The 21,500-nt window shown below is 39.5% G+C and carries 19 protein-coding genes and 4 tRNA genes; 5 read left to right on the forward strand and 18 right to left on the reverse strand.

Annotation, left to right across the window (positions count from 1 at the left end):
* Positions 1–219: 219 nt before the first annotated feature.
* Genes QQK02_RS04420 through rpoE form a run of 4 tightly spaced genes read right to left on the reverse strand, consistent with a single transcriptional unit; the run spans position 220 to position 2,864 of the window.
* On the reverse strand, positions 220–696 hold the full coding sequence (locus QQK02_RS04420) for a SoxR reducing system RseC family protein (protein ID WP_284206750.1): 477 nt from the start codon (positions 694–696) through the stop codon (positions 220–222).
* Positions 693–1,652: a MucB/RseB C-terminal domain-containing protein gene (locus QQK02_RS04425; protein ID WP_284206751.1), complete on the reverse strand. Its 960-nt coding sequence runs from the start codon at positions 1,650–1,652 to the stop codon at positions 693–695. The genes QQK02_RS04420 and QQK02_RS04425 overlap by 4 nt, the downstream gene beginning before the upstream one ends.
* The gene (locus tag QQK02_RS04430) at positions 1,652–2,260 is read right to left on the reverse strand and encodes a sigma-E factor negative regulatory protein (RefSeq protein ID WP_284206752.1); all 609 of its coding nucleotides are present in this window, start codon (positions 2,258–2,260) and stop codon (positions 1,652–1,654) included. Before QQK02_RS04430 ends, QQK02_RS04425 begins: the two co-directional genes overlap by 1 nt.
* 22 nt (positions 2,261–2,282) lie before the next feature.
* On the reverse strand, positions 2,283–2,864 hold the full coding sequence (gene rpoE / locus QQK02_RS04435) for an RNA polymerase sigma factor RpoE (RefSeq protein WP_284206753.1): 582 nt from the start codon (positions 2,862–2,864) through the stop codon (positions 2,283–2,285).
* Between the two features lie 204 nt (positions 2,865–3,068).
* Here rpoE and nadB point away from each other — a divergent pair, with 204 nt between their 5' ends.
* Positions 3,069–4,664 carry an L-aspartate oxidase gene (nadB, locus tag QQK02_RS04440; protein WP_284206754.1) on the forward strand — a complete coding sequence of 532 codons (1,596 nt, stop codon included), beginning with the start codon at positions 3,069–3,071 and terminating at the stop codon, positions 4,662–4,664.
* On the opposite strand, the gene QQK02_RS04445 is transcribed toward nadB, so the two are convergent.
* Both QQK02_RS04445 and QQK02_RS04450 read right to left on the reverse strand, forming a co-directional pair.
* Positions 4,651–5,175, reverse strand: coding sequence for a protein YgfX (locus QQK02_RS04445; RefSeq protein WP_284206755.1), 525 nt, complete (start codon positions 5,173–5,175; stop codon positions 4,651–4,653). The genes nadB and QQK02_RS04445 overlap by 14 nt on opposite strands.
* Positions 5,132–5,386 carry an FAD assembly factor SdhE gene (locus QQK02_RS04450; protein WP_284206756.1) on the reverse strand — a complete coding sequence of 85 codons (255 nt, stop codon included), beginning with the start codon at positions 5,384–5,386 and terminating at the stop codon, positions 5,132–5,134. The genes QQK02_RS04445 and QQK02_RS04450 overlap by 44 nt, the downstream gene beginning before the upstream one ends.
* Positions 5,387–5,524: 138 nt before the next feature.
* Between QQK02_RS04450 and ygfZ the strand changes: the two genes are divergently transcribed.
* Positions 5,525–6,478 carry a tRNA-modifying protein YgfZ gene (ygfZ, locus tag QQK02_RS04455; protein ID WP_284206757.1) on the forward strand — a complete coding sequence of 318 codons (954 nt, stop codon included), beginning with the start codon at positions 5,525–5,527 and terminating at the stop codon, positions 6,476–6,478.
* A gap of 11 nt (positions 6,479–6,489) precedes the next feature.
* Positions 6,490–6,978 carry an FKBP-type peptidyl-prolyl cis-trans isomerase gene (locus QQK02_RS04460; RefSeq protein ID WP_284206758.1) on the forward strand — a complete coding sequence of 163 codons (489 nt, stop codon included), beginning with the start codon at positions 6,490–6,492 and terminating at the stop codon, positions 6,976–6,978.
* A gap of 84 nt (positions 6,979–7,062) precedes the next feature.
* On the opposite strand, the gene QQK02_RS04465 is transcribed toward QQK02_RS04460, so the two are convergent.
* From QQK02_RS04465 to QQK02_RS04510, 10 genes are all read right to left on the reverse strand, one after another.
* Positions 7,063–8,193 (reverse strand): sodium ion-translocating decarboxylase subunit beta, encoded by a 1,131-nt coding sequence (locus tag QQK02_RS04465; protein WP_284206759.1) that lies wholly within the window; start codon positions 8,191–8,193, stop codon positions 7,063–7,065.
* Between the two features lie 10 nt (positions 8,194–8,203).
* On the reverse strand, positions 8,204–9,985 hold the full coding sequence (oadA, locus tag QQK02_RS04470) for a sodium-extruding oxaloacetate decarboxylase subunit alpha (RefSeq protein WP_284206760.1): 1,782 nt from the start codon (positions 9,983–9,985) through the stop codon (positions 8,204–8,206).
* 9 nt (positions 9,986–9,994) lie between these two features.
* Positions 9,995–10,258 (reverse strand): OadG family transporter subunit, encoded by a 264-nt coding sequence (locus QQK02_RS04475; RefSeq protein WP_284206762.1) that lies wholly within the window; start codon positions 10,256–10,258, stop codon positions 9,995–9,997.
* A 676-nt stretch (positions 10,259–10,934) separates the two neighbouring features.
* Positions 10,935–11,011, reverse strand: a tRNA-Arg gene (locus tag QQK02_RS04480).
* A gap of 329 nt (positions 11,012–11,340) precedes the next feature.
* A tRNA-Arg gene (locus tag QQK02_RS04485) sits at positions 11,341–11,417 on the reverse strand.
* Positions 11,418–11,532: 115 nt separating this feature from the next.
* Positions 11,533–11,609: transfer RNA gene (locus QQK02_RS04490), tRNA-Arg, on the reverse strand.
* 41 nt (positions 11,610–11,650) lie between these two features.
* Positions 11,651–11,742: transfer RNA gene (locus tag QQK02_RS04495), tRNA-Ser, on the reverse strand.
* Positions 11,743–11,940: 198 nt separating this feature from the next.
* Positions 11,941–12,135, reverse strand: coding sequence for a carbon storage regulator CsrA (gene csrA, locus QQK02_RS04500; protein ID WP_284206763.1), 195 nt, complete (start codon positions 12,133–12,135; stop codon positions 11,941–11,943).
* A 259-nt stretch (positions 12,136–12,394) separates the two neighbouring features.
* Positions 12,395–15,019 (reverse strand): alanine--tRNA ligase, encoded by a 2,625-nt coding sequence (gene alaS / locus QQK02_RS04505; RefSeq protein ID WP_284206764.1) that lies wholly within the window; start codon positions 15,017–15,019, stop codon positions 12,395–12,397.
* A 20-nt stretch (positions 15,020–15,039) separates the two neighbouring features.
* Complete coding sequence (locus QQK02_RS04510) at positions 15,040–15,477, reverse strand: regulatory protein RecX (protein WP_284206765.1); 438 nt, start codon at positions 15,475–15,477, stop codon at positions 15,040–15,042.
* A gap of 189 nt (positions 15,478–15,666) precedes the next feature.
* Between QQK02_RS04510 and QQK02_RS04515 the strand changes: the two genes are divergently transcribed.
* Together QQK02_RS04515 and QQK02_RS04520 are read left to right on the forward strand one after the other, a co-directional pair.
* Positions 15,667–17,649: a hypothetical protein gene (locus tag QQK02_RS04515; protein WP_284206766.1), complete on the forward strand. Its 1,983-nt coding sequence runs from the start codon at positions 15,667–15,669 to the stop codon at positions 17,647–17,649.
* A 491-nt stretch (positions 17,650–18,140) separates the two neighbouring features.
* Complete coding sequence (locus tag QQK02_RS04520) at positions 18,141–18,857, forward strand: DUF642 domain-containing protein (RefSeq protein WP_284206767.1); 717 nt, start codon at positions 18,141–18,143, stop codon at positions 18,855–18,857.
* A 41-nt stretch (positions 18,858–18,898) separates the two neighbouring features.
* On the opposite strand, the gene QQK02_RS04525 is transcribed toward QQK02_RS04520, so the two are convergent.
* Together QQK02_RS04525 and ccoG are read right to left on the reverse strand one after the other, a co-directional pair.
* Positions 18,899–20,050 carry a helix-turn-helix domain-containing protein gene (locus QQK02_RS04525; protein ID WP_284206768.1) on the reverse strand — a complete coding sequence of 384 codons (1,152 nt, stop codon included), beginning with the start codon at positions 20,048–20,050 and terminating at the stop codon, positions 18,899–18,901.
* Between the two features lie 72 nt (positions 20,051–20,122).
* Positions 20,123–21,469 carry a cytochrome c oxidase accessory protein CcoG gene (gene ccoG / locus QQK02_RS04530; protein WP_284206769.1) on the reverse strand — a complete coding sequence of 449 codons (1,347 nt, stop codon included), beginning with the start codon at positions 21,467–21,469 and terminating at the stop codon, positions 20,123–20,125.
* Between the last annotated feature and the right edge of the window lie 31 nt (positions 21,470–21,500).

Here is a 21,500-nt window from a genome sequence, read left to right on the forward strand (position 1 = left end):
ATAACTCTATTGCAAATTAAGTTATCGACGGGCGAGAGTATGTTACTCACACCGAGAATCCGGATAATGGTTGCGAATTATAAACAAAAATAGAGGGCTATTCTTCTTTTTTCGAAAGGATAAGTGTTTTTATTGACCAAAAAATGTAAATAGCTTTGTCTAAAGCGACTATTTATAATAAATCAGGTGAAATTGAGAGGAAAATGAGGCGGAATCTTCTTAAAGCTGTATTTGCTGAACAACACCTGCCTCTATTTTTTCAACTAAGTATGGCGTTAAACTTTGTTGATTGTTTTGCTTGTTCTCTAATCGTTGTGCCAAACGATATCCTAAATAACCACCGAAAAGACCAAATGCAATTGAAAAAAGTTCATGGCTTTGCGCTGCAATCGTTGTTTGACCTATACCTGAAAACGTAATTAAAAAGAGTAATGGCAAACCGTATACGCGGGCTAAACTAGCCAGTAATTTATCTTGCGGGATTGCGATCTTGACTTTATCGCCAATAGACAGTGCGGATGAAAAATTTCGTGTAGATAAACGTAGGGAAAGACTTTTTTGAGGGAAAGCTTTCGCCACTTGACCGCTGCCGCAGTTATCTACCTGTTGGCAACTAGAACAGGTAGATTTAATTTCACTTGTTACGTCAACCCATTCGTTACCTATTTGGTTGACGGTGGCAACTTCTGTGATCACTGTGGGCTCTGCACTTTAAACTGAACTGATTCAGCCATTAATTGAGCGGTTGCTGCAGGTATTTTACCAACGACACTGACTTCAAAACCATTACGTACCTGATTATAGACTAACGTTGCGCCATCACGCACATATTCTGGCGCACTTTGCTTAGCATTACTTTGCGTCACATAAACAGAAACATCGACAAGACCATCGCTAAACAACATAAATTCAGCCGGTTGTTTCGTCAGGCTAATTCGATGGCGATTAACACGTTTACGTTCAAACCCTTGTGGTAACCAGTTCACACGCCAGTTTAGTTCTAATTCACTATTGGCACTTGGAATATCAACAACATTAGGTAATGTCATCTCACCAATTTGCGTCAGTTGACTAGGCATATTTTCAGGTAATTCAAGATAGGTAAATTGCACTTGCTCTAACAATTGCCCTTTCGCCGTTAAGACAGCGAGTTTCAATAACATACCCGACTCTTCATCTAACCAAACCCAGTGTCCTAATCTATGAGGGTCTTTAGAAACAATACGAATAAGCTGTGCAGCACGACCAAGTATACGAGAACGACCAACCGAGACAAAGTCGTAGTAGTCACTTAACTCGTCAATATTGCCTGACAAAATTGCTGGAATAGGGCCTGAAATTTGATTAGTAACAAGCGAGTACGCCGGTAAACCAGGCTCAATATAACTGACAATTTCCCCCTTACGAAGAATATCCTTTCGAGGACCATTTAGCAGCGACAATATTTCTAACTGCTCACCTTGCTCATTGATACCATGAGCCCAGTGGTAGGGTTCTGCTTGATTATTTTTGACGACAACAAATGCTGTTGAGAAGTGACGTTGATTAAGGGTTTCAGAAAGGCGGTTCAACCAGACACTAGCGTCCTGGTTTTCATTTGCTATTGAGCCAAATGAGCTCAATAGCAAACAGCAAGCTAACACATACTTCATTAATGATTTTCTACTTCGTCTTCTTTATCTTGTTCAGATAACTGTTTAGTTTGTTGTGTTTGAGATAATAACTTAATTTGTTGCTGATGATCAGCAAGTAATGCTTGGAAACGTCTTTGTTGTTCAACGTAAGCTTGTTTCTGAGACACACTAGGTTGGCTAACGTTGTAACTTACAGGACTTGTAATACCAGAAATCGGTTGAGTTTGAGCAACTTGGCTAGGTGAAAATGGTTCGTTCTGAGACACGTTTTGTTGAACACCTAAAATCATTAAACCTGCGGCAGAAGCGGCAATAGCGACTTGGCCAACGGGCTTCACAAACTGAACTAAATTTGATTTGATTTTTTCAGAGAACGACTGAGTAGCTTTAGGCGCTAACACAGTAGGTTCTTGAGCAATAGCGGCAGCAATGCTTTGTGAAACATCAATCAACGGCTCTTGCGATGTTTCATTACGAATGGCATCACCAGTAAGGTGATACTGCGTCCAAGTATCAGACAATGTTTCATCAGCTAAGATTGCATCTAACTGCGCTTCAATATCGTCGATATTATCAAGCTCGTTATCTACAATTGCCGACATTGTCTCAAACTTATTTTCACTCATAAATTTTACCTTATTCTCTTTATTAACGTCGAAGTAACGGTCTAATTTGTTTATCTACAGCTTCACGTGCTCTAAAAATTCTAGATCTAACCGTGCCTACTGGACAATCCATTTCAATCGCTATCTCTTCATAGCTTAAACCATCTAGTTCACGTAATTTAATTGCAACTCGCAAATCTTCTGGTAATTTTTCAATCGTACGAAATAACACTTCTTGTATTTCGTCCGTCAATAATAGCTTTTCTGGTGAAGCACTTTCTCTTAACACATCTGAGCTATCGTAAACTTCCGCGTCTGCCACATCGATATCGGCAGGGCTTGTCGGTTTTCTACTGTTTGCTACTAAATGGTTTTTCGCACAGTTAACCGCTATACGATAAAGCCATGTGTAAAACGCACTATCACCTCTAAAGTTCGGTAACGCACGATACGCTTTAATAAAGGCCTCTTGCACTATATCCGCGACATCGCTTTGGTTCTTAACATAACGAGAAACTAAACTAGCAACCTTATTTTGATACTTGGTTACAAGTAAGTTAAACGCATTTTTGTCACCACGTTGTACCTTTTCAACCAACAATTGGTCAACGTTCTGTTCGCTCATCTGAGCCTGTTCTCCCACATACTACTAATTTGTTTAAAAGTTGGCTCAAAGCAAACGCACAAGTTAGGACTATGATAATTATAGAAAGTTCGAAAAAATTTAATAATTTTTTATATTTTGTATTAATCGCTATTAATTCTATGCCTTTTTACATGAATTAACGGTAAAATAATTCTTATTATAGTACCCGAATTTCTTTGATATATGAATCAACAACATAATTGTGACGTATTAATTATCGGTAGTGGCGCTGCCGGTCTGTCACTTGCCCTACATTTAGCAAAACATGCTGACGTCATTATCTTAAGCAAAGGCCCTGTAACAGAAGGCTCTACTTATTATGCTCAAGGCGGTATTGCAGCTGTTTTTGACGAAAATGATTCCGTTGAGTCACATGTTGAAGACACGTTAATCGCTGGTGCAGGCATTTGTAACAAAGAAGCGGTTGAATTTACGGCAAGAAATGCAAAAGATTGCATGGAATGGTTAATTAACCAAGGTGTAGATTTTGATCATGAATTAGATGAAGACGGCGAAAAACGCTATCACCTTACCCGCGAAGGTGGTCATTCTCACCGTCGCATTCTTCATTCAGCTGATACTACAGGTAAAGCAATTCAAACGACACTTGTTGAACGAGTTAAAGCCCACACTCGTATTCGTGTTTTTGAACGATTCAACGCAATTGATTTAATTACCGAAAGTCAAAATGACAGCAAAGCATGTATCGGCGCTTACATCTGGAATCGTAATAGCGAAAAAGTGGAAAGTATTCACGCTAAAAAAATTATTTTAGCGACGGGTGGTGCAAGCAAAGTTTATCAGTACACCTCAAACCCTGATGTTGCCAGTGGCGATGGCATTGCAATGGCTTGGCGAGCAGGCTGTCGTGTTGCCAACATGGAGTTTAACCAATTTCACCCTACTTGCTTATTTCATCCCAAAGCCGGTACGTTTTTATTAACTGAAGCTCTTCGTGGTGAAGGTGCGATCCTACGTCGCCCAGATGGCAGTCGTTTTATGCCGGAGTTTGACGAGCGTGCTGAATTAGCACCACGCGATATTGTGGCTCGTGCCATTGATTTTGAAATGAAGCGTTTAGGTGCTGACTGCATGTTTTTAGATATTAGTCATAAAAGTGCTGACTTTATTCAACAGCATTTTCCTAATATTTATGAAAAGACCCGTGCGCTTGGTATGGACATGACCAAAGAGCCCTTACCTGTTGTTCCTGCAGCCCATTATACCTGTGGCGGCGTAATGATTGATAAGCATGGTAAAACAGATATCGATAACCTATATGCAATTGGTGAGGTTTCTTATACTGGTTTACATGGCGCAAATCGCATGGCAAGCAATTCATTGTTGGAATGTTTAGTGTACGCAAGAGCGGCAGCACTTGATATTGAGTCATCAATCAACCATCAGAGTAAGTATAAAAAACTACCAAAATGGGATGAATCTCGAGTAACAGATTCTGACGAAGAAGTCGTTATTCAGCATAACTGGCATGAACTACGTTTATTTATGTGGGACTATGTCGGCATTGTTAGAACGACAAAACGCTTACAACGCGCATTGCACCGCGTTGAGTTACTACAGCGAGAAATCGACGAGTACTACACCAACTTTAAAGTTAGCAACAACTTACTTGAGCTTCGAAATTTAGTACAAGTAGCAGAACTAATTATCCGTTCAGCGATGCAACGTAAAGAAAGTAGAGGGCTTCATTACACACTCGACTTCCCTAACTTAGAAGAAGATGCAACCGAAACAGTCATTTCACCTAAACAACATTAGCTTGCTGTATTTGTTTAACGATTCGCGTTAAACGTCGATAGTCATCATCGCTCACACTATCTTTAAAGACAAACCATGCCACTTTGTGGTTGGTTTGTTTGTCTTGTACCAAAAATAACACACCCCACCAATAAATTAAGCTATCAGCCAACACCTGATGTTTTCTCATACCGGCATCTTCTTTTTTGAGGCTGCCAACGAGCACTTGCGTTAACTCGCCTGTTGCTGATATTACAAATGCTTGATTAATCAACGATGGATATAACCATTGAGATTTTAAATGGCAGAAAACGTAAAGCTTTAGGAAAAGGTGATATTGATAGGTAATGTGAAACAAAAACCAGCATAAAAAATAACCGAAAATGAAAAACGGTAAGGTCTGCGCTGTAGTGCTAACCGCTACTATCAAGCCATAGAGTAAATGTAAGGCAACGAGTAGCGGAATCTTTGAATAGGTAATTGATATATTATGCTTTTCTAGCGCACATGAGGATATGTTTAACCATGTCATTTAATGCTGCATCCTTACAGATTTGGTGCCCCATAAACCAAGCGAACAGGTCGGGATCATCACACTCTAATAATCGCTCAAATGTTAATTTTTGCTCATCTGATAAATCATCAAAAGAATTATCAACAAATGGTAAAAACAAAACATCAAGCTCTAACATGCCACGACGACAGGCCCAACGTAACCTCGCCTTATTGTTACTTAACGACATAAGTATCCTTTGAAATATGTAACAATTTAAAAATTGATTCAATTCTATCAATTTAATTAGAAAAAAACTTGTTCAAGCTTGTTTTTTTTCACTTTACCCTCACTCTATAGGTATTAAAGTAAAGCATAAGTGAAAGCTATGACAAAAGCGTTACCTACATTAGAGCAATTGCCTGATATCTTTAGCCTAAATCTAAACCAAATGGCTGCTATAAGCTTAATTGGTGAAGAAAATAGTCACTACTTGCAAGGGCAAGTCACTTGTGACGTATTATCACTCGACGAAGCCAAGTTGCTTAACGGTGCACATTGTAACGCTAAAGGTAAAGTGTTTAGCGTTTTTAGGCTCTTTAACTATCAAGATAAGCATCTACTATTGCAGCCAAAAGCAACACTTGATGTCTCGCTAAAAGAATTACAAAAGTTTGGCGTATTTGCCAAAGTAGAAATCAGCCAAGAAGACACACTTAACTTTTACGCATTATGTGGTAAACAAAGTGGCGATGAAATTGCGAAAATGGTAGCTGCTGTACCTGATAACCTAACCCCTGTTATTACAGAAAATGGTATCTGTGTTATATACATTGGCGGAAGCATCCCTCGCTATATTATTGCTACCACTAAAAGTTTTGATGACGTTATACCAAGTGAAATTGAAGCGCTTGATGAAAAGGTTTGGGAGTTATTGGAAATCAATGATGGTTTTCCACACTTAGATACTCAGCATACTGATCAGTATGTACCTCAAATGTTAAACCTTCAGGCGATTGGCGCGATTAGTTTTAATAAAGGTTGTTACTTAGGCCAAGAAACAGTTGCTCGTATGCAATACCTTGGCAAAAACAAGCGAGCGCTTTTTTCATTAAGCGCTCAGTCAAGCGACCAGCTTGACACAATTACCAGTGTAGAGCAGAAATTAGGTGAGAACTGGCGAAAAGCCGGTGATGTTTTAGCTTATTATCAAGCTGACAGTGGCGACGTATTTGTTCAAGCGGTATTAGCGAGTGATATTGAAAATGACACTTCGTTAAGAGCTAAGGAAGTTGATTCGCTGATTTGCCAAATTAAACCTTTACCTTATTCATTAACTTAAAAGAGAAACCTATGAAAATTGAACAAAATAAAGTTGTGATTATGCATTACGCGGTATCTGACAGCGAAGATACATTAATCGACAGCTCATACGATCACAGCCCTTTAGCGATCATTCAAGGCACAGGTTACTTAATTCCTGGCTTAGAAAAAGCATTAGATGGGCATGAAGCAAAAGACACTTTTGAGGTTTCAGTTGCCGCTGCTGATGCATATGGTGAGCGCTTTGATGACTTAGTTCAAACAGTTTCTCGTGAGTTGATGCAAGGCATTGAAGATCTTGAAGTAGGCTCACAATTGCGTGCGTCTACCGATCAAGGTGAACAAACGGTTATTGTTGTTGACGTCACTGACGAAGAAATTACCGTAGACGGTAATCACCCTTTAGCGGGTCTTGACTTGAAGTTTGATGTTGAGATTTTAGAAGTGCGTGATGCGACTGAAGAAGAATTAGCTCACGGTCATGTGCATAATGAAGAAGGTTGTGGGCACGAACATTAATTCGTCTTTTAACACAGCTTAATCAAAAAAGCCCGATGCATAATACATCGGGCTTTTTGTTTACATGAATTAAGCGTTCAACAACTAACCCACTAAGGCAAGCAATATACCAGCAGCAACTGCTGAACCAAGCACACCTGCTACATTTGGCCCCATCGCATGCATCAATAAAAAGTTATGTGGATTAGCCTCTAATCCAACCTTGTTTGCCACTCGAGCAGCCATAGGCACCGCAGAAACACCAGCCGCACCAATCAATGGATTAATGGGTTGCTTAGACAATTTATTCATTACTTTAGCCATCAGTACACCTGAAGCCGTACCGATTGAAAATGCCACCGCACCTAAACCTAAAATACCTAAGGTTTCAACATTTAAGAACTTGTCAGCTTGAAGCTTTGAACCAACACCTAATCCTAAGAAAATAGTCACGATATTGATCAATTCGTTCTGTGCCGTTGAACTTAAACGATCAACAACACCACATTCGCGCATGAGGTTACCTAAACAGAACATACCAACGAGTGGTGTAGCCGCTGGCAAGAAGAAAATCGACATCATCAGTACACCTAGTGGGAATACTATTTTTTCGACTTTCGTTACATGACGAAGTTGTGCCATTTCAATCTTACGCTCTTCTACATTGGTAAACGCTTTCATAATTGGCGGCTGAATGATTGGCACTAACGCCATATATGAGTATGCGGCAACAGCAATGGCACCTAAAAGCTCAGGCGCTAATTTAGAGGCAAGAAATATCGCTGTCGGACCATCTGCGCCACCAATAATTGCGATTGCAGAAGCATCTTGCAAACTAAATTCAAAGCCTGGTATTGCGTTCAATGCAATAGCACCAAACAACGTAGCAAAGATACCAAATTGAGCCGCGGCGCCTAGAAATAACATTTTAGGGTTAGCGATCAATGGCCCAAAGTCGGTCATTGCGCCAACACCCATGAAAATTAGTAACGGGAATATTCCCGTATCGATACCAGCGTAATAGACATAGTGCAACAAGCCACCAACTTCAGAGAAACCTGCAAGTGGGACGTTTGTTAAAATTGCACCAAAACCTATTGGTAACAATAATAATGGTTCAAAGTTTTTTGCGATAGCTAAGTAAAGTAATCCAAAACCAACCAACATCATGATGACTTGATCAGTTTCAAAGTTTGCTAAGCCTGTCGACATCCATAAGGTATGTAACTGCTCCATAATGCTTCCCTTATGCCAAGCTTAATAATGCATCACCAACGGCAACACTGTCGCCTTCTTTGGTGTGAACGGCGACAATTTGCCCATCAGTTGCGGCACGAACTTCCGTTTCCATTTTCATTGCTTCCATAATAATCACAACATCACCCGCACTGACTCGCTCACCTTCACTCACGAGCACTTTAAAAATGTTACCCGCTAATGGCGCATTAAGTGTTTCCTCTGCTGAAACGGACGCAGACTGTTTCATCGCCTCATCACCAGCAGCTTTTGGTGTTATATTCTCAATTGTGCCACCTGCAGCAACAACAACGTCAAATACTTTTCCATCAACACTTACTGCATAACTTTCTTGCGCTTGTGCTTTCGAAGCGGGCGCTGATGAAGCTTGCACTACATCTTCTTTCGTTGGTACCGGCTCAAAAGCATCTGGATTATTTCTATTTTCTAAAAACTTAAGACCTATTTGTGGGAATAGCGCATAAGTTAACACGTCATCAATTTTCTCATCAGCTAACTGAATTGATTTCTCTGCTGCTAACTGGTCAAGTTCTTGGGTTAACGTATCTAATTCAGGAGAAAGCAAATCAGCAGGACGACAAGTCACAACTTCCTTACCCTCTAAAACGCGCTCTTGAAGCTCTTTATTCACGTCAGCAGGTGTAGAGCCATATTCACCTTTTAAAACGCCTGACGTTTCTTTGGTGATTGATTTGTAACGCTCGCCTGTTAATACATTTAAAACAGATTGTGTACCGACAATTTGTGAGGTCGGTGTGACAAGTGGAATAAAACCTAAATCTTCACGAACACGTGGAATTTCTTTTAATACTTCATCAAGCTTATCAGCTGCGCCTTGCTCTTTAAGTTGGCTTTCCATGTTTGTTAGCATGCCACCAGGTACTTGCGCTAATAAAATGCGCGCATCTACACCTTTCAGGCTACCTTCAAATTTCGCATATTTTTCACGAACATCTCTAAAGTATGCGGCAACTTCAGCAAGTTTAACCATATCTAAACCCGTATCGCGATCTGTACCTTCTACAGCAGATACGATTGTTTCAGTTGGCGAGTGGCCATAAGTCATGCTCATTGACGAAATTGAAGTATCGATAACATCAACATCTGCATCAATTGCTTTGATATGCGTTCCGACACTTAAGCCTGTAGTTGCATGACAGTGCAAAGATATAGGCAATTGCACAGTCTCTTTTAAACGAGTAACAAGTTCTTGGGCTGCATAAGGCTTTAATAAACCAGCCATATCTTTAATACACAGAGAGTGAGCTCCCATGTCTTCAAGTTTCTTTGCCATTTCCAACCACGTATCAAGTGTATGTACAGGGCTTTCTGTGAAACTTAATGTACCTTGAGCATGTGCGCCAACTTTTACAGCCGCCTTAATTGCAGTGTCAAGATTACGAGTGTCATTCATCGCATCAAAAATACGAAATACATCGATGCCATTAACGTGTGCGCGTTCAACAAACTTTTCTACAACATCATCGGCATAATGACGGTAACCTAAAATATTTTGACCACGAAACAGCATTTGTTGTTTTGTGTTTGGCATTGCTTGTTTTAATGCACGAATGCGTTCCCAAGGATCTTCTCCTAAATAACGAATACATGAATCAAATGTTGCACCGCCCCATGATTCAATAGACCAAAACCCAATTTCATCCAACTTCGGAGCAATAGGTAACATGTCCTCTAAACGAAGGCGTGTTGCCAGTAATGATTGGTGACCGTCTCTCAAGACTACCTCTGTAATACCAAGTGGCTTAGTCATGATATGCTCCTACTCTTTATTATGTTTTTGGCGAAAGTTTGAGACAGCAGCGCTTATTGCAGCAACTACGTTGGGCTGAATACCCTCAACTTTAGCTGTTTTAGTTAGTTTTTTAGGTTTATGCGTTGGTTGAGGATCTGGAAACTTTTTTGATAACGGTACTAAAACGGTATTTATGAACACAACCAATATGCCCAAAAACGCAAAAACGAAGACCATACCGGCGATCATCAAGGTGCCCGCCTCGATAAACTGTTGATTTACTGATTCCATAATCGACTCTTAACCTATTTTTTAAGAAATAGAATAATCACTCCAATAATGAAAATGCAAGAAAGTTTTTACATTTTAGCAAAAAAAAAATCTGTCAAGGTCTAAAAAGGATTTTTTAATAATTATTTCGTATTAACTCTAATAATTATGCACAAAGCTATAGAAATAAAGCGATTAAAGAGCATAGGGGTGCATAGTTATTCATTGACGTGAACGTAAACGCCACGTTTAAAGTGTTGTAAATTTACCACCAATAGAAATTTATAGAACAGCTATTTCGCGCAAATGAATAATATAAAAGGCTAAATAAAGCGTTTAACGCAAATCCTTTAAACAAGTATGTTATTCAAATTGGTGAATGTGAGAAGTAACTAACGTCGATATGACAACCGCCCAGTCCCTAGTTCCTAGCTCCTAGCTCCTAGCCATTTAATACTAGACAAGCTATCCAGCGAAGCTATGCACTTACAAAGAAATTTAAGATTACAGATACGAAAAAGCCGACATATAGTCGGCTTTTTTTCAAAAGTGACGATTGCTATAGGAGTCGAACCTGCGACCGCCTGGTTCGTAGCCATTAGATACTAGACAAGCTATCCAGCGAAGCTATGCACTTACAAAGAAATTTAAGATTACAGATACGAAAAAGCCGACATATAGTCGGCTTTTTCAAAAGTGGCGGACGCGGCAGGAGTCGAACCTGCGACCGCCTGGTTCGTAGCCAGGTACTCTATCCAGCTGAGCTACGCGTCCGCAATAACCTTTCTTTTATATCCTAGTTCCGGATAACGAACCTTGTTCGCAGCCATCGTTACCTGATATTCCTATCCAGCAACACTACGTGTTCGCAATAACCTTTCTTTTATATCCTAGTTCCGGATAACGAACCTTGTTCGTAGCCATTGTTACATGATACTCCTATCCAGCAACACTACGTGTTCGTAATAACCTTTCTTTTATATCCTAGTTCCGGATAGCTATTTTATATCTTAGCAAAGATAACCACTTTTATATCTTGGCAGATAACTTCAACTTACGTTGAAAATAAAAAAGCTGACTAAAAGTCAGCTTCCTTGTAATAGTGGCGGACGCGGCAGGAGTCGAACCTGCGACCGCCTGGTTCGTAGCCAGGTACTCTATCCAGCTGAGCTACGCGTCCGCAATAACCTTTCTTTTATATCCTAGTTCCGGATAACGAACCTTGTTCGTGTATATTAACTTATTTATTCAGCCTTAATACTAGCTGTTTTCTCGTATTTAACCACTTAAGAAAGTGGCGGACGCGGCAGGAGTCGAACCTGCGACCGCCTGGTTCGTAGCCAGGTACTCTATCCAGCTGAGCTACGCGTCCGTAATACGATCTAAAATACGTTTCATTACTTTAAAAAGTAATGGCGGTGAGGGAGGGATTCGAACCCTCGATAGGGTATAACGCCTATACTCCCTTAGCAGGGGAGCGCCTTCAGCCTCTCGGCCACCTCACCAACGTGCGGTGAATAATAAGGGATAAAAAAAATATGTCAAACGCTTTTTTTACTTTTCTTTCCGTTTGCAGATAATTCAAACAACTCGGGCGATTTTCATACGTTATCGCGCGAAATAGTAGGTGCTTTTGCTAGTGAAAAGTTAAATTTCAGGCATAAAAAAGCCGATATAAATATCGGCCTCTTTCGAAAAAGCATTTAGAAGTTACCAGATGGCTCGCCTTCACCTTTTTCAGATTGTATGCGCATATAAATTTCTTCACGATGTACAGAAACTTCTTTAGGTGCATTTACACCAATTCGCACTTGATTTCCCTTTACACCCAAAACAGTAACGGTAACTTCGTCACCTATCATCAGGGTTTCGCCTACGCGTCTAGTAAGTATTAACATTATTGGTTCCTTTAACTAATGAGGTCCACAGATTTCTAAGCTAGATATAATATCCATTTTCATACTTCACTATAATTAATAGCCAAGATTATGAAATTAGTCTAAATTTTCTTTAAATTAACGCAAAATCATTTAACTTTTGCACAAGTATAACAAGCTAAATTGTAATGCTTAGTATTTAAAGTGATCTTAGTTGTAACCGACCTTAACAAAACAAGAGACATTTAAAGTAATGCCTCAAAGTAATGATAAGACCGACTTAACTAAGCTTTTCTTGCAACCATGGCTGCACTGTTGCCATAGCTGCAGGAATATTTTCAGGCTGGCTTCCGCCGGCTTGTGCCATATCAGGCCTACCACCGCCTTTACCACCAACTTGCTGAGCAACGAAGTTTACTAACTCCCCAGCTTTAACTTGGCCTGTTAAATCCTTTGTTACACCAGCAATCAAACTCACTTTGTTGTCGTTTGCCGTTGCTAACATAATAATAGCAGAGCCCATCTTATTTTTAAGATCGTCAACCATGCCACGTAACGCTTTAGCTTCAACACCATCGATATTGGCTATCAACGCTTTGATACCATTAATATCAATAGCTTGACTAACTAAATCAGCACCAGCTTGGGAAGCCATCGATTGTTTCAACTGATTCACTTCTTTTTCTAGTACTTTGTTTTTAGCAAGTAGCTGCTCAACTTTTTCTTGAACGTTAGCCGTATCACCTTTAACTAACGAAGAAAGTGCGGCAATTAGATCACTTTGCTGCTCTGTGTAAGTAAGAGCGGCCTCGCCTGTTACAGCTTCGATACGTCGAATACCTGCAGCAATACCTTGTTCCGTAACAATCTTAAACAAGCCAATATTACCGGTACTTTCAACATGTACGCCGCCACATAGCTCTGTTGAGAAATCGCCAAGTGTAACTACACGCACTTCGTCATCATATTTCTCTCCGAACAATGCCATAGCTCCTTTAGCTTTGGCATCTTCAATGTCCATAAGTTCCGTATCACGGGTATGATTTTTTCGAATTTCTTCGTTTACAAGACGCTCTATAGTGCGCACTTCATCTTTAGTTAACGCTTCAAAATGTGAAAAGTCAAAACGAAGCTTTTCCTCATCACATAATGAACCTTTCTGAGTTACGTGCTCACCAAGTACGTTTCTTAACGCAGCATGTAACAAGTGAGTTGCGGTGTGATTCTTAACAATTTTTTCACGGCGCGCTACATTAATCACAGTATTAACACGATCATTTAACTGGATAGTTGCTTTAGCTACACCTTGATGAGCAAATGCTTCACCAATTTTAACCGTATCATTTACGACAAATTCACCGTCATTTACGCTGATAACGCCACTGTCACCAACTTGGCCACCAGACTCGGCATAGAATGTCGTATGATCTAATACAACAACACCTTTTTGTCCTGATGCTAGCGAACTTACACTTTCACCGTCAACAAATAACTCGACCACTGTCGCGTGGGTTTCATTCTTTGTATAGCCTTTAAAGTCAGTTACATGTTCAGACTTTAACTGTTCATTATAATCAGTACCAAATTGACTTGCTTGCTGAGCACGTTCACGTTGAAGCCCCATCGCAACATCAAAACCGTTATGATCGATATATAAAGCACGTTCACGAGCTATATCTGCCGTTAAATCAGCCGGGAATCCGTAAGTGTCGTACAACTTAAATACGTCTTCACCGCTTACTGTATCGCCATCTAAGTTCGTTAAAATATCTTCAAGCAGTGCCATACCGCGATCAAGGGTACGACCAAATTGTTCTTCTTCAATACGAAGCATTTTTTCAATAATAGCTTGGTGCTTGATCAGTTCAGGGTAGGCTTGCCCCATTGTTTCAACAAGTGCCGATACAAGCTTATGAAAAAAGTGAGATTTCGCTTCAAGCTTATGACCGTGGCGAACCGCACGTCGAATAATACGACGCAATACGTAACCTCGACCTTCATTTGATGGCATTACACCGTCTGCAATTAAGAAACTACAAGAACGAATATGATCGGCAATGACACGTAAAGATTTATGTTCAAAATCATTACACTCTAATAATTTGGCTGCAGCTTGAATAAGATGCACAAAGGTGTCTGTTTCATAGTTGCTATGCACACCTTGCATAATAGCGGCAATACGCTCTAATCCCATACCGGTATCAACCGACGGCTTCGGTAATGGCTCCATCGTACCGTCAGCTTGACGGTTATATTGCATGAATACTAAATTCCAAATCTCGATGAATCGATCACCATCTTCTTCTGGAGAGCCTGGAGGACCACCCCAAATATGTTCACCGTGATCATAGAAGATTTCAGTACACGGACCACAAGGACCAGTATCACCCATCGACCAGAAATTATCAGACTCAAATTTTTTGCTTGGCGATTTATCCCCAATGCGAATAATTTTATCTTTCGGCACACCAATTTTATTCGCCCAAAAATCAAAAGCCTCTTGGTCTGTTTCATAGGTTGTTACTAAGAGTTTCTCTTCAGGCAAGCCTAAAACTTTCGTCAAAAACTCCCAAGCAAAAGTAATAGCATCTTCTTTAAAGTAGTCACCAAAACTAAAGTTACCCAGCATCTCGAAAAATGTATGGTGACGTGCGGTATAACCTACGTTTTCTAAATCGTTATGTTTACCACCAGCACGAACGCAGCGCTGTGATGATGTAGCACGTGTATAGCTTCTTTTCTCTGCACCAAGGAATACGTCCTTAAACGGAACCATACCGGCGTTTGTGAAAAGTAACGTTGCATCATTACCAGGAACCAGAGAGCTACTCTCAACGATTTGGTGTTGCTTTGATGCAAAAAATTCTAAAAATGCCTGTCTAATTTCGGCACTTGTTTTGATCATGGTGATACCCACTTCTTGTATTAACTTAATGACAATACTGAGGCAATTTCATCATATGAAAAGCCACGTGACTGTAAAAATCGAATTCTTTTCGCTTTGTCTTTGGGATCTGTTATTGCGGTTTCGCCATACTTTTTCAAGTACGTTTGCTCAACAAGTTCAAACCAATCAACGGCTTCATCTTGATACGCTAAACGCTCAATATCGCTTGTAATCCCTTTTTGTTTTAGTTCATTTTGAATATAGAACTGGCCATATCCTCTTGCCACACGATTACGAATAATACTTTGCGCAGCCCGAAATTGACTTTGGTAGTTATTTTCGCTTAAAAAGCACAAAACTTCATCAATTTCTTCCTTGATAAAGCCTTTATTTTTTAACTTTTGTATTAGCTCTTTTTGCGTATGTTCACGTCGAGCTAAATAAGTAATCGCCTGATGTAGAGTTTCTTTATTCAAAAATCAATAAAACAAATAAAAACTTGATAGTTTATTGTACCTATAAATACCCCCAAAATAACAGCTTTAAAGCACAAGAATATAATTTCCAAAATTTAGGTTAGATTCCCTTTTACTTTGCGTTAACAATCACGCAATATTAGGAGATAATGAAGAAAAAATAATACTAATATTTGCACAAGGATGAATATGAAAGTTCAACATAACCCTTTGGCTTCATCTTTTATCGTTTTACTGCTATCAAGTTTGCTCTTTGCTTGTGGTGGTTCATCTAGCGATAGTGGCTCGAATTATAGCGTAAGTGTTGATCAGTCGAGTATCGAATTTATCAATGAAGCGGGCGCTGAGTCAGACGAAATAATTTCCGTTAATGTTTCCTACTCGGGTGAAGGCTTACTTGTCGGTATTCCAAATGATGGTACAGTCCCCGCTTGGCTAAATTATCGAGTGGCCGAGCTGACCGACTCGACAGCAGTGCTTGAGTTCTCCCTTGATCAAGAAGATCTTATTGCACCTGACACTTACACAACCCAAGTACGTGTAACCAGTGGCGACGTTGAAAATAACCAATTCGTTCATCGTGATATTACCATCAGCCTAAATATCTGGCAGTTAACGATAGACGATACAGCAGTATCACTTGAAGCGACTAAAGGCGATAGTGACATCGATGAGTTTGATATTCGTATCATTGCAGGTAACACCAACTACACTATTTCAAGTGATTTACCTTGGTTGTCATTTGAGTCAACTGAAGGTGAAGGCACAGGTGAATTAGAAACAATCGTCGCAACTGCCGATTATTCATCAATTGAAGAAGCTGGAGTTATTGAAGGTACAGTAACTATTACCGAAAGCACAACGGAAAGTGAACTGACTATCCCTGTATCGTTAGCATTAGATGAAGTTTACTTATATAGCAACCAAACAGCGGTTAGCTTTGTGAAAACGGCCAATACCGAATATCTTAGCCAAACAATTGATATTAGTGCAAATGCAGAAACGCCACTGACATGGGAAGCATCAACAACAGCTGACTTTTTAACACTTACACCGTCATCCGATGGCACAGCACTAACTATTACTGCAGACCCGACAAATATTACTGCTGAAACCATAGCGTCAGCGCAAGTTAATATTGCTTCATCGGGCAGCTTGTCTGCGCAATCTGGCGTAATCGAGGTAGCAGTTTATCATAGTGCTGCAACTCTCCCTGATGCAGAAACAATTGATAGCATCACAGTGAATGAAGATGGTTTAGCAATAAACCCACTATCACCATATTTATATGCAGCCGTAGGCAACACAGTTCGTGTATATCATCAATACACCCTCGCCTTGATGGAAACGATATCTGTGACCAGTGATAGTCTAGACGTTGAAAACTTAACGATCACCAAAGATGGTAAATATCTATTTGCGTTGACCAGTGAAACAGTCAATGACGCAGAAGGTAACCCAACAACCTTTACAAATCATTACCGAGTTAATTTAACAACAAGTGAAGTTGATGCTTTAGTTGATGCAGACATTGCTGGATTACCTGTAGAACATTTAATTATCGATGGTCGTCAATATGTAATAACAGATAGCCTTGAATTTGCTTCTTTAGATTTAACTATTGCGTATAGTTACCCAGGAAATTTCAGTGTTGATCAAGTTGAATACGTTGATTCGTCAAACGCGCTGTATATTACAACTGGTGGCGCTGATGTCTATCGATTTACAACGTCAGTGAATGAATTTGCATCAGAAACGATTAACGCAACCTTTGATCAAAGTTACCGACCAGAAAATGGTAACAACGCAGGTATTTTTGATATTGTTATCAACAACACGGATGAAAGTCAGATTTACTTATTAAACTCGGGGACTGATTGGTTAAGCTTTACTGATGAAAGTTTTACAGACAATGGTCGACTGATTGCCGATGACACATCGACGTCATTAGGACTAGTGAGCAATCAAAGTAAAACGCCATTCTATTTAAGGTTTGACACTGTTTCTCGTGTATACGTTGAAAGCTTTGATGCCACACAAACCAAGGTTAGCGATACAACGTTACTTACGCTGCTGCCAGATCTCATTGAAATTGATGCAAGTGGTACGCGATTTATTAGCTACGCCTCAGGCTTAACGTCAATCATTTTCAATCCAATCAAATCGCTATAGAAAGATAGCGAAGTAAAAAAGCCTAACGTTCGTGTTAGGCTTTTTACGTTTAGCCACTAATGGTTTCAACTTCACTTGCCTTGCTCGTTTTAGCATTAACAAGCAGGTGAATCTCGTCTAGCGATAAACCTACTTCTTTATAGCGCGCGATTTTATCCATTTTTTCAATGTCATCGTTAGCATATTACCGATAGTAGCTCTTGAGCGAGCAGACGGTGATATAAGCCCTACTTTGTCGTCATAATATAAGGCACTTCGAGACAGTTTATATTTTTTGGCAAACTGATTAATTGTTAACATATCGATGGTTTGCTTATTAAAGGTTATCTAACCGTAAACTATCAAGTAGTAGCCAAGTATAGAGTTGATTTCGCCGAAAACCAGATGTTAATAAAATATTGAATTTTCTTTAAATTGGACAGTTTAGCCATATTTATCAGATTCAACGTCCACTATCATAGCCATATTGATCAATTTGTAGGTAGGTGATTATGGGTGCATTCATTAAACGCGTAGCAATTTTGGCTGCCTTTATCGGTATGTCTAGTGTTGCTCAAGCATCATTAATTGTTAATGGTAGTTTTGAACAAGTTATTTTCGAAGACGGTTCGCTATCTCATGGGCAAGTTAAAAACACAAACCTAGCAGATTTCCAACAAAAAAATCGTGGCTGGGATATTTTTGAAGTGATTCCGGGTTGGTTCACAAGTGTTGGTAACGGTATTGAAATTCATAAAAATATCGTCACTAGTTCACAAGATGGCAATCAGCACGTTGAGCTTGATTCTCACCGTCGCAGTGGTTCAAACTCTATGATGACGCAAACGCTAACTTCGCTAATCATTGGTAATGAATATCAATTAGAGTATTACTACAAACCAAGAACAAACAACCAGAATGATAATGGCATCAACGTTTATTGGTTTGAAACAGGTACCGTATTTGATAACAGCATTTCTGCAATGCATACATCCGACGGCACAAGAAAACAACAACCTAACTGGCAATTGCAAACAATGTCATTTACTGCGCAAGCAACCTCGATGGATTTAAGCTTTGCTGCAACAGGCACGCAAAATACACTAGGTGGTTTAATCGATAATGTTTCGTTAGTAAACGTAACGCAGGTACCAGAGCCATCAACATTAATGATGTTTTTACTACCAATAGGCTTGATGGTCGCTAGGTCAAAACGTCAAGCTAAATAGCAAAAAAACTCACCAAAAGAGAGCACAAAGCTGCTCTCTTCTTATTTGAAAATCTTTTTCACCCCTTCAATATCCTTTATTCCTATTAATGTTGCCTGCTGCAAAAACGCTTCGTCAAATGGGTGTAAAGCTGCGCAGCGATACAGACAATCGATAATAAAGTGAATGGTTTTCACTCTATGTGGTAATTTTTTCGCTGACGTATTTTGCTTTGATAATAGGTTTAGTACCTTGAGTACAAGTGCGTCAAAATGCCATTGAGACAATAATAACGTAGAGCCTGCATAAACATTAATACCGTGTGTTTCAGCCATATGCCTGTTTAAAGAACTGAGCTCATCAATACCACGTAAAGCGTGCAGTATTAATTCTGGCCGTTCTATATCTCTATGGTTTAATAAAAAAACACCAATAAGGCCAAATACTACAACTTGCTCTATGAGCTGATGATCCGTCTTTTTAATTAAAACACCTTGTTGATAAAACCAATTAAGAAACTTGGGTGCCAACAAGAATGCTTGTTGATAACGTGCGATTAATTGCGCATCGACAACAGACTCTAACGCATCACAAACTGCATACAAAGAAGCAAAATTAACAACATTATCTACGCCCAAATTTCGACTAATTGCTTCAGTTAATGTGTCAGGCGTTTTTCCATAAATAGCCCGACTAGCCTGCCCAAGAATTCTGCCACTAAAAATAGGATCCTGCTCGACAATCGCCACAACCTTTGGCAGGTCAAGTTGACTGCTATCTCGCAACCTTATTAGCTCTTTACAGCTTTGTGGCATCGGCGGCAGAGCCTCTATAATTTGTTTAAGCGACAAAGTTTGCTTGGTTGTATCAGTAAGTGTTGCTAAGTCCCGATATTGAGAAGGCGTTATGCCAAATTTTTGCTTAAAAGCACGCTCAAAGGTTGCTCGCTCTGAATAACCAAGTTTACATGCTAATACGTCTACCTTAATTTCATTACTTGTTAGCTCACTTAAGCATAATTCATTTAAATACTTTCCTTGAATCAACTTATAGCTAGTATCTTCATTGGCTAACTTTCGTCTAAAGGAAGTCATACTCATTGCCAGAGCCTGAGCACATTGCTCAATCGTCAACGTGGCAGGTAAAGGAGTTTTAGACAATAACTCATACACCTGCTTAGTGACCAATAATGACTCCATGTTCATCTTTCTCATTCCTTGCTAACAAAAGTAGATTAATCGATAGATTATGAAGTCATTCTTACAAGACAACAAGTGACAGAACAATTACCTGTGGTGAAACATCGAGTCCACCGTAATTAAACTGTCTTTTGCAGTTAATTCAAAGGTTACCGGCGTGAACTGACTATCAAAATCAATTGGTGCCCTAACATTAACCATCACAATCTGACTCTCAAACCCTGCCAACTCAATAACTGGCGCACTAATAATCTCAAGTTGTTCGTTATTTTGAATAGCTAAGTTAAACGCTACTGATTTAGGTGTTTTATTTAGAATTTTAAATTGATAAATGTTTTCAATTCGTCCATCTATCGCTTCACGGAACAGCACATTGCGGTCTTTTATCACACTAACTTCAAATAACGGACGACTTGCAAACCAAATAGCAAAAAGCACAATAAAAATCGCGACAACACCGACATAAGCAATTGTTCTAACGTGACTAGATTCCTTCTCAGCATGATTTTTAATTAAACCTTGAGGATAATTAAAGCGCTTCATCACTTGATTGCATGCATCAATACATAAACCACAACTAATACATTGGTATTGAAAGCCTTTTCGTATATCTATACCAACAGGACATACTTGAACACATAAGTTGCAATCAACACAATCGCCTAATAAAGCAGGTTGCTCTTGGTTAATTTTTCTTGGAGCTCTTGGTTCACCGCGCTGTGCAATGTAGCTAACAACTTTTGTATCTTCACTGATCATCGCTGATTGAAAACGCGAGTATGGGCACATATGCTCACACATTTTTTCTTTTACCCAACCGGCATTGATATAGGTTGCTAACATAAAAAATAATATCCAGCCCCAATACAAGCCAGTTAATTTACCTGAAAACAAATCGACGTATAGCGCTTTAACAGGTGTGAAATATGACATGAAAGTGATCGATGTTAACAAAGCGATACCTAACCAACTTACATGCTTTAACGATTTAACAACGATAGTTTCAGCGCTTAGCATGCCATTTAGGCGCTTCTTTTGTGTCTGGTAATTGCCTTCTATCCTAAATTGCGTCCAGAAAAACAAAAGGCTCCATATGGTTTGAGGGCACATAAAACCACACCACAAACGACCGTATCTCGCTGATACGTAAAACAGCAAAAAGGCTGCGATAACAAATAGGTAAAAAAATACCAATAAATCTTGGGGGTATAACACCGTTGAAAATAACCGCAGTTGTTGCGCGCCGATATCAAATAAAACAGCTTGTTCACCTTGAAAGTAAATAAACGGCGTGCCGATAAACACCAACATTAAAACCGTTGCTAACCAACGCCTTGTTCGTTGCCATGCCCCTTTTTGTTCCTTAATGATGATTTTGTCATCAATATCAGCCGTTTGAAAAATAACCGCTTGTGTTTTTTGATTAGCCTGCATAAGTTCACCACGAATTTTCAACTATTGAAAA

Source organism: Thalassotalea eurytherma (assembly GCF_030161415.1).
In the GTDB taxonomy this organism is placed as follows: Bacteria; Pseudomonadota; Gammaproteobacteria; order Enterobacterales; family Alteromonadaceae; genus Thalassotalea_G; species Thalassotalea_G eurytherma.